Below are 13,327 nucleotides of genomic sequence, written 5' to 3'. Positions count from 1 at the left end.
CCCTTGAAGATGGATCGCTCGCGCATAAGACAGATGCCTCAGGACATTCATATCAGGATCGACCGAAATGCCGGGCGCATCACACTGACACGCCCAAAGGCGCTCAATGCGCTCAGCTACGGCATGATGCGCGCGCTTGACGATGCGCTGATCGCATGGGCCAATGATCCTGGCGTTCGCGTTGTCATCATCGATGCCGAAGGCCCGCGTGCCTTCTGCGCGGGCGGGGATATTGCCGAGGTTTACGCAGCCGCATGCGCGGACAATTTCGCATTTGCGCAACGATTTTGGGCCGAAGAGTACCGGATGAATGCCCGGATCGGCGCCTATCCAAAACCCGTTGTATCCCTGATCCATGGTTTCTGCATGGGGGGTGGTGTGGGCGTGGCCTGCCATGCGTCGCACCGGATAGTCGGAGAAAGCGCCCAGGTCGCCATGCCCGAATGCGCGATCGGCATGGTGCCGGACGTCGGCGGCTCGGCGCTGCTTGCGCGTGCGCCGGGGCGCATGGGGGCATGGCTTGGCACGACCGGTACACGGATGGCACCGGCGGATGCGATCTATGCGGGCTTCGCTGACCATTTCGTGCCCGAGGCAGAATGGCCAGCCCTGATGGATGCTCTCTGCTCTTCCGGCGTGACTGACCCCATCCTTTCCGCCGCGCGCCCCTGCCCGCTGCCTGCCACGCTGCCAGCCTTGCAACCCCTCGTCGACCGTCACTTCGCCAGCCGGGATCTTTCCCTTGTTGTCGCAAGCCTTCAGTCGGATCCGGGCGCATTCTCGCAATCTTCGATCGCCGCTTTGGCGAAAGTGTCGCCTCTCGGCGCGGCAACCACGCTTGAGCTGCTGCACCGGCTCGGCCCAGATCCGACCCTGCGAGAGGCACTCGGGCAAGAGTACCGCGTCACTTACCGCGCACAGCAATCGACCGACCTTCTGGAGGGCATCCGCGCGATGGTCATCGACAAGGACCGCCACCCGCGCTGGCGCCACGCGGACGCATCAGCCGTGACCAACGCCGAGGTTGAGGCGCTGCTCGCCCCGCTTGGGTCGGATGAGCTGACCTTCTGACAGCCGCAGGACACTGCGACAAGGCATCGCGTGACACCATCACAAAAACATATAATAATGCGAATATGTAACATCGGAGATTGCCATGACCACAAATGTCGGCGGTATTGACCGCATCCTGCGCATCGCCATCGGCGCAGCTCTTTTGCTCTGGTTTTTCATCGATCAGGGAACCGGATTCTGGCACTGGGCCAAGCTGATTGGCGTTGTGCCGCTGCTGACCGGGCTGTTTTCTACGTGCCCGCTCTATTCGATCATCGGGATGAGCACCTGCCCGCGCAAAGGGTGATCTGATCGGCGAACCACCGCCGGTGAAAAGGCTTTGCCCGTGCGGCTGCCGCTGCATCTGGTAAAATGACCGGGTAGCAGCTTCAGGGGGAAAACGATGCCTCGCTCCAGAAACATAGCGGTGCTGGCCCTCGCCTTGGCGTTTGCGGCCGCACCTGTGCTTGCCGACGGCAAGGGCAAAGGCCACGGAAAGAACAAGGGAAACGACTGGAAGAACCGTGATTGGTCACAGCCGTACAACCTGCGCGGTTGCCCGCCCGGACTTGCCAAGAAGAACCCGCCATGTGTACCGCCAGGTCAGGCCAAGAAGCAGGTCAATTACGCCGACTACGACGATCATGACTACTATCGCTATCGGCGGGGCGAGTATCTGCCGCGTGATGCGGATTATCTGCGTGACCCGTGGCGCTATCGCCTGCCCGATGGCACCTACTACGTCGACAACGGCTTCGTCTATCGGGTTGACCCACAAACGCTGGAAGTCATGGCGCTTGTGGGCCTGCTTGACCGGCTGCTGAACTAGCCTTCGCTCATTCAGCGGCCACGCGGCGCGACTTCAGCATCGGGCGCAGATAGCGGCCGGTGTGGCTCGCCTCGATATCCGCGACGTCCTCGGGCGTGCCGGTGGCCACGATCCGGCCTCCACCGTCGCCGCCCTCTGGCCCGATATCGATGATCCAGTCGGCGGTCTTGATGACGTCGAGGTTGTGCTCGATCACGACGACCGTGTTGCCCTGATCGACCAGTTCATGCAGCACTTCCAGAAGCTTGCGCACATCTTCGAAGTGCAGGCCCGTGGTCGGCTCATCGAGGATATAGAGCGTGCGACCCGTGGCGCGGCGGCTTAGCTCTTTTGACAGCTTCACCCGCTGCGCCTCGCCACCGGACAGGGTCGTCGCTTGTTGACCGACCTTGATATAGCCAAGGCCCACCTGGCACAGCGCCTCCATCTTGTCGCGGATGGCCGGGACCGCCGCAAAGAACTCGCGCGCATCTTCGCAGGTCATCTCAAGAACATCAGCTATGCTCTTGTTCTTGAATTTTATTTCCAGTGTTTCACGATTGTAGCGATGCCCCTTGCAGGTCTCGCAGGTGACATAGACGTCGGGCAGGAAGTGCATCTCGATCTTGATGACACCGTCCCCCTGACAGGCCTCGCACCGACCACCCTTGACGTTAAAGCTGAAACGTCCGGGCTGATAGCCGCGCGCTTTTGCTTCGGGCAGACCCGCAAACCAGTCGCGGATCGGGGTGAAGGCGCCGGTGTAAGTCGCCGGATTGGAGCGCGGCGTGCGCCCGATCGGGCGCTGGTCGATATCGATCACCTTGTCGAGATGCTCAAACCCCTTGATCGTTTCGCAGGGTGCCGGCGTTTCATGCGCGCCATTCAGGCGGCTGGCCGCCGTCTTGAACAGGGTCTCGATGGTCAGGGTTGATTTTCCACCGCCGGAAACTCCGGTCACGCAGACGAATTTGCCCAGCGGGAAATCGGCGGTCACGTCTTTCAGGTTGTTGCCAGAAGCCTTTACGACAGTAAGCTTTTTTCCGCTCCCCTCGCGGCGGGTCTTCGGCACCGCGATCTCGCGCTTCCCTGACAGATACTGTCCCGTCAGACTTGCCGGGTCGGTGGCGATCTCTTGGGGCGTTCCGCGTGCGACGACCTGCCCGCCATGGACCCCTGCGCCGGGGCCCATGTCAAAGACGTAGTCCGCCTCGCGAATTGCATCTTCGTCATGCTCGACCACAAGCACTGTGTTGCCCTGATCGCGTAGCCCTTTGAGCGTACCCAACAACCGGTCGTTGTCGCGCTGGTGAAGGCCGATGCTGGGTTCATCCAGCACATAAAGAACGCCGGTCAGGCCAGATCCGATCTGGCTTGCCAGACGGATTCGCTGGCTCTCGCCCCCGGAAAGTGTGCCCGCACTGCGCGAGAGAGTCAGGTAGTCCAGGCCGACATTCACAAGAAAACCAAGACGTTCGCGGATTTCCTTAAGGATCGCGCGCGCAATCTCGTTCTTCTGGTTCGTCAGGCTGGCCGGCACTGTCTCGATCCAGGCGAAGGCCTCTTTGATCGACATCTCGACCACCTGGCCGACATGCAGTCCCGCAATCTTGACGGCCAGCGCCTCGGGTTTCAACCTATAGCCCGAGCAGACATGGCACGGGCGGTTGTTCTGATACCGCTCCATCTCTTCGCGGCTCCAGGCGCTGTCGGTCTCGCGGTATCGCCGTTCCATGTTCGGAATGACGCCTTCAAAGACACGGCTAACCTGGTAGACTCGCCCACCCTCGTCATAGCGGAACTGGATCTCCTCACCGCCTGATCCGCGCAGAAAGACTTCACGCGCCTTGTCGGGCAAGTCCTTCCACTTCTTGCGTTTATCAAAGCCGTAATGGGTGGCGATGGCCTCGATCGTCTGCAGGAAGTAAGGGCTTTTCGACTTTGACCACGGCGCGATGGCCCCCTGCGCCAACGTCAGATTCTGGTCTGGCACCACCAGCCGCTCGTCAAAGAACAGCTCCACCCCAAGACCGTCACAAGCGGGACAGGCCCCCAAGGGCGCGTTGAAGGAAAATAGGCGCGGTTCGATTTCGGGTATGGTGAACCCGGAAACCGGGCAGGCAAAATTTTCCGAGAACGTCTTGCGTTCGGGCTCCCCCTCGGCCGGGGCAGTCTCGATTACCGCGATGCCGCTGGCCAAATCCAGCGCCGTGCGGAAGCTGTCGGCCAGCCGGGTGGCGATATCGCCGCGCACGACAAGGCGGTCCACAACGACGTCGATATCGTGCCGGAACTTCTTGTCCAGCGTCGGCGGCTCGTCGAGGTCGTAGAACTGACCGTCGACCTTTACGCGCTGGAAGCCCTGCTTGCGCAGTTCAAGAAACTCCTTGCGGTATTCCCCTTTGCGGTCGCGCACGATCGGGGCCAGCAGATAAGCGCGGGTCCCCTCTTCCATCGCGAGGACGGCATCGACCATGTCCTGAACTTGCATCGCCTCGATCGGCAGGCCGGTGGCAGGGCTGTAGGGCGTACCCACCCGCGCGAACAAGAGGCGCAGATAGTCATAGATCTCGGTCACCGTGCCGACGGTCGAACGCGGGTTCTTTGACGTGGTTTTCTGCTCGATAGAGATCGCCGGGCTCAGGCCCGAGATATGATCGACATCGGGTTTGCCCATCATGTCGAGGAACTGGCGCGCATAGGCGGACAGGCTTTCAACGTAGCGGCGCTGACCCTCGGCATAGATCGTATCGAAGGCGAGGCTCGACTTGCCCGACCCCGAAAGCCCAGTGATGACCACCAGTTGGTCACGCGGAATGTCGAGATCCACACCCTTGAGGTTGTGCTCACGCGCGCCACGTACTTCGATGAACTTCTGTTCTGCCATCAAGGGCCCCCAGCCGACTAACCTGCAGGTCGGCCAAGATGTAGGGCATCCGGACCGAGTCTCCAATCCAAAAACGTGAACATTAGATGAACAACATGATGCATCCCGCGGTTTTTTGCCGGGTCCGGCCCAAAACCGACAATGCGCTTGCAAATTAGCTACATTCATCTATCTGAATATATAAATCAAATGAGGTGCCCGATGTTCTCTTTCCTCCGTCCTGCCAGTCCCAAGGTAAAGCGCATTGCCCCGGCCGAGGCTGTCGCCCGCGCCGAGCGTGGCGAGTTGACGATCCTCGATGTGCGTGAGCTGTCCGAGTTGAAAACAAGCGGCAAGGCGCGCGGTGCGGTGCATGTCCCGCTGGCCACAGTGCCGATACGCATGAAGCCGGGCATGGGTGAGGTGCCAGAGGGCGTGACGCTCGACCGTCCCATCTGCCTCTACTGCGCAGCGGGTGGCAGATCCGGGCGCGCGGCCGAGGTCCTTCTGGGGTTGGGTTATACCGAGGTCTATAACCTCGGCGGCTTTGGCGACTGGCTTGCTGGCGGCGGCAAGACCGAAAAGATCTGACAAACGAAAAGAGGCCCGCAAGTGCGAGCCTCTTTCCTGTCTCAGATATCTGAAACGACGGACGCCAAGACGGGGCGGCAGCCCCCTGCCCGGTCAGAAATGCAGCGCGCGGCCATAGGCGTCGAGCACGGCCTCGTGCATCATCTCGCTCAGCGTGGGGTGCGGGAAGACGGTGTTCATCAGGTCTTCCTCGGTCGTCTCGAGGCTGCGGCCAACGACATAGCCCTGGATCAGCTCCGTCACCTCGGCACCCACCATATGTGCGCCTAAAAGCTCTCCGGTCTTTGCGTCGAAGACCGTCTTGATCAAGCCCTCGGGCTCGCCCAGGGCGATGGCCTTGCCATTACCGATGAACGGGAAGCGGCCGACCTTGATGGTATAGCCGGACTCTTTCGCCTTGGCTTCGGTCAGACCGACGCTTGCAACCTGGGGATGGCAATAGGTGCAGCCGGCGATCGAGTTCGGTTTGATGGCATGGGGATGGAGGCCCGCGATCAGCTCAGCCACCATGACGCCTTCATGGCTGGCCTTGTGGGCAAGCCACGGAGCACCCGCGATGTCGCCGATCGCATAGAGCCCCTCAATTCCGGTGCGGCAGTATTCGTCCGTCACCACATGGGTGCGGTCGATCTTCACGCCAAGCGCCTCAAGCCCAAGGTTCTCGACATTGCCGACGATACCAACGGCCGAAATCACGGTGTCAAACTCGGCTGTTTCGGTCTTGCCGTTCGATTCCAGATGCGCGGTGACGCCAACACCCGGTTTACGGTCCAGCTTCTTGACCGTGGTCTTTTCAAGAATCTTCATGCCCTGCTTGACGAAGGCCTTCTTCGCAAAGGCGCTGATCTCGGCATCTTCCACCGGCAGGACGCGGTCCATCACCTCGCAGACGGTGACATCGGCACCCAGCGTATTGAAGAAGCTGGCAAACTCGATTCCGATAGCGCCCGATCCGATGACCAGCAGTTTCTTCGGCATGCGTTTGGGCTGCAGCGCATGCTTGTAGGTCCAGACCAGGTCGCCGTCGGCTTCAAGCCCCGGCAGTTCCCGCGCACGGGCGCCGGTTGCCAGGATGATCGCCGGCGCGGTCAGCTCTTCCACACCCTTGTCGGTCTTGACCGAGACCTTGCCCTTGGCGGGAAGCGTCGCCGCCCCCATGAACACAGTCACCTTGTTCTTCTTCATCAGATGGCCGATGCCACCCGAAAGCTGCTTGGCGACCCCACGCGACCGGGCGACGACCGCATCGAGATCGTAGCCGATGCCGTCAGCCTTCAGGCCGAATTCCTTGGCGCGGTGCATCAGGTGAAACACTTCGGCCGAACGCAGCAGCGCCTTGGTCGGGATGCAGCCCCAGTTCAGGCAGATGCCGCCCAGATGTTCCCGCTCGACAATCGCGACGTTCTTGCCCAGTTGCGCGGCGCGTATCGCCGCCACATAGCCACCCGGGCCGGCACCGATCACGATCACGTCGAAGTTTCTGGCAGCCATGTTTCCCCTCCTCTGGAAAAGTAGTTTGCCATTAAACTAATTGAAAAGCCCAAGCAATGCAGCGAAAATCATGGGCCCATGCATTCAATGCATAGCTATTTCGTCGCCGCCGCTCGAAGGTCCTTCACTATTGAAGCATATCCACCCTCGCGCATGAACAATGTCTCCTCGGTGGTCGAGTGCCGACCAAGGGCATCATTGCGATAGGGAAAGCGGCCAAACCGCGCGATGATCGCCTGATGCGCGCGGGCGTGCAGCGCCAGTTCCGGGTCTGCCGGAAGACGGTCTTCCATCAACTCTACCGCGAGGACCTGATCCTCAGGGTCCTCGCTGTGTTCAAAGGGCATGTAAAAGAACTGTCGCTCGGGTTCGGGCGCGCGCAGGTCCCAGCCATGCGCCAGTGCCTTGCGGGCCGCCGCAAGCGCAAGCGGATCAGTCGCAAAGGCCTTTGCCTCGCCCCGCCACATGTTGCGCGGGAACTGATCGCAGAGAATGATATAGGCCAGCGTTCCGGCGGCCCCATCGACCCAATGGTCCAAGCCGCCCTCGCGCGCCGCATTCCATAGATCGGCCCACAGCGTTCGGATTTCATCGTCCAGTTCTACGCCGCCAGCGTACCAGCCCTCTGGCCCAACAGCATCAAGCCAGTAGTCAAGCACCTCGACCGGATCTGACATGCGCTACCCCCCTGCAGACCAGGCAAGGGTGGCAGGGTTTCCGCCGCCCCGCAAGCCTGCGTTCAGTGCGAGGCGCTCTGCGGTTTCGCGGCAGGCGGGATCGGCGCGCCGGTATCGGCCTCCTCCATCACAGCACCGACGGCAACGGCCGATGCCGTGGGGGCCACGGTCGCGAAATTGCCGCTGACGCCCGGTGCCGCACGCCGTGACATCCGCCACAGGGCATAAGCCGCAAGCCCCGCGAAATTCGCGGCGATGAACAGAAAGAAACCGCCTGGCCCGATCTGGGTCATGATCCAGCCTGTCACAAGCGGCCCCACGATGGCGCCGAGCCCGTTCAGGAACAGCATGCCCGACGATGCCGCCGCCATCTCGTCCCGCGCCAGAAAGTCGTTGGTATAGGCAATCAACAGCGAGTAGAGCGGGTTCGTGATGCCACCCAGCACCATGGCCACAGCCAGATTCAGCGCAAAGGGCAGGTCTACCAGCCCCGCCAGCAGCATCACCACCCCTGCAAAGGCCGAAAGCCACAGGATCAGCCGGCGCCGGTCATTGCGGTCAGACAGCCAGCCGATCGGGTACTGCAGAAGCAAGCCCCCCACATACATCGCGCCAACGAAGATCGAGATCTGCCGCACTGACAGGCCGACCTGTGCCCCCCAGACCGAGGCCATGCCGAACATCGCCGCGAAAACGCCACCGGTCAGCAGCATGCCCACGCAGCCCAACGGTGAGATGCGCCACAGCGCCCGGAACCCCAGCCGTTTCGTGGATTCGAACTTCGGCGTGGGGATGTCGGTCAGAAGGATCGGGATAAACGCGAGGCTCACCAGCACCGACGGGATCACGAACAGAACGAAGCCGTCGGGATTGGCCACGTTCAGCAGGAACTGCGCCGTGATGATGCCGATCATCTGCACGATCATATAGGCTGACAGCGCCTGCCCGCGTGTCTCGTTCGTCGACAACTGGTTTAGCCAGCTTTCCGCCGTGATGTAGACGCCGCAAAAGCTAAACCCGATCACCACGCGCAGGACCGACCACAGAAACCACTCCGGCGCGACCGGATAAAGCACAAGCCCGGCCGAGATCACCGAGCCGAGCGCCGAGAACACCCGCACATGCCCCACCCTGCGGATCATGCCCGGCACCATCAGCGAGCCCGCAAGGAACCCCACGAAGTAGGACGAGATCACGATGGAGATCTCGACCGTGCGGAAGCCCTCTATCGCGCCCCGGATACCCAGAAGCGAGCCCTGCATGCCGTTGCCGACCATCAGCAGCATCACCCCCATCAACAGGGGCCAGGTAGAGGCGATGACCTTCAGCACGCGCGAACTCCGACAAACTAGGACAATTTAGCAGGGGTCGCCTCGCCTGCTTGGGCGAAAGCGACATCTGGCGGCGATCAAGGAACCAGAAGCGAGGCGTCGCCGTAAGAAAAGAACCGGTAGCCCTGCCGGATCGCGTGATCATAGACCTTCAGCATCCGGTCCCGCCCCATCAGCGCCGATACCAGCATCAGCAGCGTGGATTTCGGCAGGTGAAAATTGGTCATCAGCGCATCCGCGATCTGAAAGCGGAAGCCGGGATAGATGAAGATGTCGGTCGTGCCGCGCCACGGGTGCAATTGCCCGTCGCGCGCGGCACTTTCCAGCAAACGCAGGGCCGTGGTGCCAACCGGAATGACCCGTCCACCTGCGGCCTTGGTCGCATTGATCGCATCAGCCGCCGCTGCGGTCACCTCGCCCCATTCGGCGTGCATCCGGTGGGTCGTGACGTCCTCGACCTTCACTGGCAGGAAGGTACCCGCGCCCACATGCAGCGTAACTTCGGTAAACTGAACACCCCGCGCACGCAGGGCCTCTAGCAGGGGGGCGTCGAAATGCAGGCTGGCGGTCGGCGCGGCCACGGCGCCAGAATGCCGCGCAAAGACGGTTTGGTAGTCATCAAGGTCCTGCGCATCGGGCGCGCGCTTTGCGGCGATATAGGGCGGCAGCGGCATTTGCCCTGCAGCCGCAAGGGCCGCGTCGAAATCGTCGCCCCCAAGGTTGAAGCGCAAGACAAGCTCAGCTTCGGATTTGCCCACCGCTTCGGCCGAAAGCGTGTCAGAAAAGCGGATGACCTCGCCGGCCGCTACCTTGCGCAAGGGCTTGGCCAGTGCCCTCCAGTCACCGGCCGGCGTAGGCTCAAGCAACGTCACCTCGATCCGGGCCGACACCCTGCCCTGCCCGCTGTCGCGCCAGCGCTCGCCCGTCAGACGGGCCGGGATGACCTTGGTGTTGTTCAGCACCAGCCGGTCACCGGGGCGCAACTCATCGACAAGGTCGGTGACGCGGCGGTCGCGGATCGCAGCACCTTCGGCGACCAACAGCCGCGCCGCCGACCGCGGGCGCGCGGGCCGCGTCGCGATCAGCTCTTCGGGCAGGTGGAAGTCAAAGTCCGACAGCTTCAAGGTTGGCTCTCCAGTTGCGGAATCGGGCGGCGGAAGATTTCGCGGAACATGCCCGGCGTCAAAAGCGAGAGCGGATTGACCGAAACCGAAGGCTTTGTCGAGGTCCCGGTGATGCGATAGTTGAAACCGAACACGCCCTCCCCCTGCCGGGTCAGGATCGCCCCGATCCCGTTCAGCAGATAGATGGGCGAGATGACGCCCTGCATATTCAGTGCCTTCGTGCGGGAATCGAAGGTTCCCGCCATCGACACGCCCATCGACAGCCCCACGGCCGAGCCGCGCCTGACCTCGACGCCCGCCGGGCTGAGCCGGAAGGCGGCCTCGCCCGAACTGAAGACGAGCCCCTCGCCGTTCAGCTGCTCAAGGATGCCCACGACCGAAATGGCCGAGAGCAGCTCCGCAAGCACCGGGGCATCGCGCACACGGAAGTTGCGGGCGGTTGCGATCCCCTCGTAGACGCCCTTCGGGCCCTGCGGCATCAGTTGCAGATCAAGTGCGCCGCCGCGCGCAGTGCTGAAGATGCCAGAGGCCGCCAGCACACCGCCCGCGTCGTCGGATGTGATGCGGATTGCCGTTCCGGTCTTGACCGGCGCCACGCCACCGCGCAAGGCCGCCGCCCCGTTCAGTCGCGCAGAAAAGCTGCCCTTGAACCCGCCCGCCGTCGAGAACTCACCCGTCAGTCCATGCAGCGCGATGGTTTCGGTCACCTGTACCCGGTCGAGCCGCGCCGTGATCGGTGTGCCTCCGTCCTTGCCGCCCTTGCCCGATCCGAACTCGGGCAGGTTGCGCAGGTCCAGCCTGCCGCCCGTCACCTCGATCGCCGGGGAACTGCCCTTCCCGCGCCCGACCAGCGTGACGGGTCCGTCGAACCACTTGCCGATCCGCACTTGGGACAGCGTCAACCGATCCAGATCGCCGCCTCCGTTCAGCGACACCTTCCCCTCGGCATCAAGCCCCGCACCAGACAGCCGTAGCGCCTCGACCGAAGCGGGTTTGCCCAGCGTGGCCTTGACGTCAAGCGTGCCACTTCCGCCGGCCGGTTTTGACCAGCCGATCTCGGGCAGCGACAGCGCAATGCCCGTCAGTTTCGATGTAAGCGACAGCCGCGCGGGGCTGCCTTTCTGCATGTCGATCCGGAAATCACCCCATCCGCTGCCCGACACCGCGCCCTTTGGCAAACCGATGCGGAACTCTTCAATCGTTCGGGGTGAAATCTCCACTTGTCCCTCGACCTCCGATTTACCACCGGCTTCCTTGCCAAAGGGCAAACGATAAGTCGCGTCGAACGGAACTTCCCCGATCTTGCCGGCCCCTCTCAGCTCCAGCCCGCGCGGCGTGGCGGAAATCGCAAGCGCGTCGGATGTCAGTGTGCGCCCTTCAACCAGAACATCGGATCGAACATCCTGAAGCCTGCCCTGAACATCAAAGCTGACATCCTCGGGCTTGACCTTCTTGACAAGCGGCAGCCGCAACAGCGCGTTGAGCCTGGCCTTGCCCTCACCGATCTCGACCGGGCGACCCGCTTTGGTCAGAAAGCGGAAGGGCTCTTCATCGAGTAGGGACAGCGCCGCCGTCAGCGTTGAATCCGTATGCAGTCGGATCTCGGCCTGCGCAGGTTTGTGGCGGATATCCAGCACCGAGAACACAGAACCCGCCATGTCGATCGTGCCGCCAAGCGGGGGCGTGATCTGCCCCTCGTCCAGCACCATGGTATAGGTGAAATCCTCAAGCGTCGCATAGCCTGATCCCTTGCGGATCGGCGGCAGGGTCTTGAGGAACCGCACATCGCCCTGCACAAAGTCATAGCCGAGCGAAAGCTGCGGCTCTTGCCCCTGTTCGGCGCGGATCGCCATGCGCACATTACGCAGCAGACCTTCCTGCACGTTCTCGACCAGCCATTTCCGGGTCTTGGCGACCGCCGACACCGGCCAAAGCGCCATCAGCCGGTCATGCCGGATCGCGTCCAGCGCGATATCGCCCGCGACGCGCCAACCGCGTGCATCGGCGGTGGCGCTGCCGCTTGCCGAGAGCACCCGACCGTCGTCGATCAGCGTGAACTGACCCAAATCCAGCCGGAACGGATCAAGTCGCAGCCGCAGGTCGATGGCCCCTTCGCCAAACGTCACCGGCTGGGTGAACAGGCCTTCGGGATCAACCATCACCTCGGAAATCGCGATCTGCGCCAGATAGGCCTCGGGCCGGCCGCCCGTCACCCCGGGCACATCGATATGTCCCGTGGCGCGCAGACGCAGCGTGCTGCTTTCCACCTCAAATGCGTCCAGCCGGACCCGCTCGGCCTTGGGGTCCGACACAAAGGAAAGACGCGCACCTTGGAAGGCGATGGGCCGTGCCTCTGGCGAGGGATGAAGCGCACCGGCAGCCACCGCCAGTTCACCTTCCAATGTGACAAGACGTCCGTCAGGGGCGAGCCCGGTGATCACCTTGCCCGAAATCGGCGCATCAACCGCGCTAAGGAACCCAAGCGTTGGAGCCTGCGCGGCCAGATCGCGCGCCTCAACCGCCTCGACCGTCGCGCGCAGGCGGGCGCCGGACGAATCCTTACGTGTGGCAATCGAGAGCAGTGCATGTGCCGGGGCACGCTCAGGGCTGGCAAGGGTAAAGGTCAGTTGCGACCTGACCTCGTCGGTGGTGTTCAGCACCGTCAACTGCCCGTCCCCGATCTGCCACTGGCGTCCGGCACGACGATCATCCAGCGTCAGCGACAGCGCCTCGACCTGAACCTCGCGCAGCGCGGCCAGAACCGGCGCTTCAAAGACTTGGTCCAGCCGGTCCAGCACCTCGGGAAAGGCGCCAAGGTCACGCATTGGCGCACCGGCGCCGAAATCCAGATCGAAACGCCCGTCGGTATCGCGCCGCAACCGGACAGCCGCCCCCGACAGCACCACCGATGATGGCCGGATCGCTCCGCGCAGCATCGAGCCCGCATCGAAGGCAACCCGCGCTTCGGGCAGCCGCAATACAGTGGTACCGAGGCCGCGCGTGATGCGGATATCCTCAAGCCGAAGGCGCGGAATCCAGTCGCGGTCGACCATCACCTCGACCTTGCCCAGCGACAGGCGCATCTCGGGCACCGTGATGCGGGCATTCAGGCGCTGCTCAGCCTCATTCACCGCCCAGGCGGGTAATGCAACGGGTTTTCCCGTCAGAGCCAGAATCGTGAAGCCGGCCGCAAGCGCCAGCACCGCGAGTGCTGCGAACATCCAGATCGAGACCCGCACCACATGGTGCCGAACCCGGCGCTTCGGACGGCGAGCGGAGGCAGGACTATCCTGTGCCGGGGCCGGGGCGTTGTCGCCCTGCCCGTCGGCCAGCAGCCTATCCTCCGAAGTCCCGTCCATTTGCCCTGCGACCTTTTTTCCCGCCTT

Annotated in this window: 10 protein-coding genes; 4 read left to right on the top strand and 6 right to left on the bottom strand. The window is 62.8% G+C overall.

All coding sequences use genetic code 11. The features are described from left to right. Positions 1 to 33: 33 nt before the first annotated feature. The 3 genes from FQU74_RS07095 to FQU74_RS07085 all read left to right on the top strand — a co-directional run bounded on the left by FQU74_RS07095 (position 34) and on the right by FQU74_RS07085 (position 1,882). A complete protein-coding gene (locus tag FQU74_RS07095; RefSeq protein ID WP_146285705.1) occupies positions 34 to 1,071 on the top strand; it encodes an enoyl-CoA hydratase/isomerase family protein in 1,038 nt (345 codons plus the stop codon). 85 nt (positions 1,072 to 1,156) lie between these two features. Continuing rightward, positions 1,157 to 1,360, top strand: coding sequence for a YgaP family membrane protein (locus FQU74_RS07090; RefSeq protein ID WP_146285704.1), 204 nt, complete (start codon positions 1,157 to 1,159; stop codon positions 1,358 to 1,360). A gap of 96 nt (positions 1,361 to 1,456) precedes the next feature. Next, the gene (locus FQU74_RS07085) at positions 1,457 to 1,882 is read left to right on the top strand and encodes a hypothetical protein (protein WP_229704303.1); all 426 of its coding nucleotides are present in this window, start codon (positions 1,457 to 1,459) and stop codon (positions 1,880 to 1,882) included. A gap of 7 nt (positions 1,883 to 1,889) precedes the next feature. Here the strand turns inward: FQU74_RS07085 and uvrA are convergent, their stop codons facing one another. Beyond that, complete coding sequence (uvrA, locus tag FQU74_RS07080) at positions 1,890 to 4,748, bottom strand: excinuclease ABC subunit UvrA (RefSeq protein WP_146285703.1); 2,859 nt, start codon at positions 4,746 to 4,748, stop codon at positions 1,890 to 1,892. Between the two features lie 201 nt (positions 4,749 to 4,949). On the opposite strand from uvrA, the gene FQU74_RS07075 reads away from it, so the two are divergent. Next, positions 4,950 to 5,318, top strand: a complete 369-nt coding sequence (locus FQU74_RS07075; RefSeq protein ID WP_146285702.1) for a rhodanese-like domain-containing protein — start codon at positions 4,950 to 4,952, stop codon at positions 5,316 to 5,318. A gap of 93 nt (positions 5,319 to 5,411) precedes the next feature. Here FQU74_RS07075 and lpdA read toward each other — a convergent pair whose 3' ends face one another. From lpdA to FQU74_RS07050, 5 genes are all read right to left on the bottom strand, one after another. After that, a complete protein-coding gene (gene lpdA / locus FQU74_RS07070; RefSeq protein ID WP_146285701.1) occupies positions 5,412 to 6,809 on the bottom strand; it encodes a dihydrolipoyl dehydrogenase in 1,398 nt (465 codons plus the stop codon). A gap of 95 nt (positions 6,810 to 6,904) precedes the next feature. Further along, complete coding sequence (locus tag FQU74_RS07065) at positions 6,905 to 7,486, bottom strand: DUF924 family protein (protein WP_146285700.1); 582 nt, start codon at positions 7,484 to 7,486, stop codon at positions 6,905 to 6,907. A gap of 62 nt (positions 7,487 to 7,548) precedes the next feature. After that, on the bottom strand, positions 7,549 to 8,817 hold the full coding sequence (locus tag FQU74_RS07060) for an MFS transporter (protein ID WP_146285699.1): 1,269 nt from the start codon (positions 8,815 to 8,817) through the stop codon (positions 7,549 to 7,551). Positions 8,818 to 8,894: 77 nt separating this feature from the next. Beyond that, positions 8,895 to 9,941, bottom strand: a complete 1,047-nt coding sequence (gene queA / locus FQU74_RS07055) for a tRNA preQ1(34) S-adenosylmethionine ribosyltransferase-isomerase QueA (protein ID WP_146285698.1) — start codon at positions 9,939 to 9,941, stop codon at positions 8,895 to 8,897. Then, the gene (locus tag FQU74_RS07050) at positions 9,938 to 13,300 is read right to left on the bottom strand and encodes a YhdP family protein (RefSeq protein ID WP_229704304.1); all 3,363 of its coding nucleotides are present in this window, start codon (positions 13,298 to 13,300) and stop codon (positions 9,938 to 9,940) included. The genes queA and FQU74_RS07050 overlap by 4 nt, the downstream gene beginning before the upstream one ends. Positions 13,301 to 13,327 lie beyond the last annotated feature (27 nt).

Source organism: Gemmobacter aquaticus, assembly GCF_007859075.1.
Lineage (GTDB): Bacteria > Pseudomonadota > Alphaproteobacteria > Rhodobacterales > Rhodobacteraceae > Gemmobacter > Gemmobacter aquaticus.
This window is presented reverse-complemented; position numbering and strand designations above follow the sequence as displayed.

Bases quoted from the DNA above. Each gene is read 5' to 3' on its own strand.
- FQU74_RS07090 (WP_146285704.1), top strand. From the start codon at position 1,157: ATGACCACAAATGTCGGCGGTATTGACCGCATCCTGCGCATCGCCATC.
- FQU74_RS07065 (WP_146285700.1), bottom strand. From the start codon at position 7,486: ATGTCAGATCCGGTCGAGGTGCTTGACTACTGGCTTGATGCTGTTGGG.
- FQU74_RS07085 (WP_229704303.1), top strand. From the start codon at position 1,457: ATGCCTCGCTCCAGAAACATAGCGGTGCTGGCCCTCGCCTTGGCGTTT.
- lpdA (WP_146285701.1), bottom strand. From the start codon at position 6,809: ATGGCTGCCAGAAACTTCGACGTGATCGTGATCGGTGCCGGCCCGGGT.
- uvrA (WP_146285703.1), bottom strand. From the start codon at position 4,748: ATGGCAGAACAGAAGTTCATCGAAGTACGTGGCGCGCGTGAGCACAAC.
- FQU74_RS07050 (WP_229704304.1), bottom strand. From the start codon at position 13,300: ATGGACGGGACTTCGGAGGATAGGCTGCTGGCCGACGGGCAGGGCGAC.
- FQU74_RS07095 (WP_146285705.1), top strand. From the start codon at position 34: ATGCCTCAGGACATTCATATCAGGATCGACCGAAATGCCGGGCGCATC.
- FQU74_RS07075 (WP_146285702.1), top strand. From the start codon at position 4,950: ATGTTCTCTTTCCTCCGTCCTGCCAGTCCCAAGGTAAAGCGCATTGCC.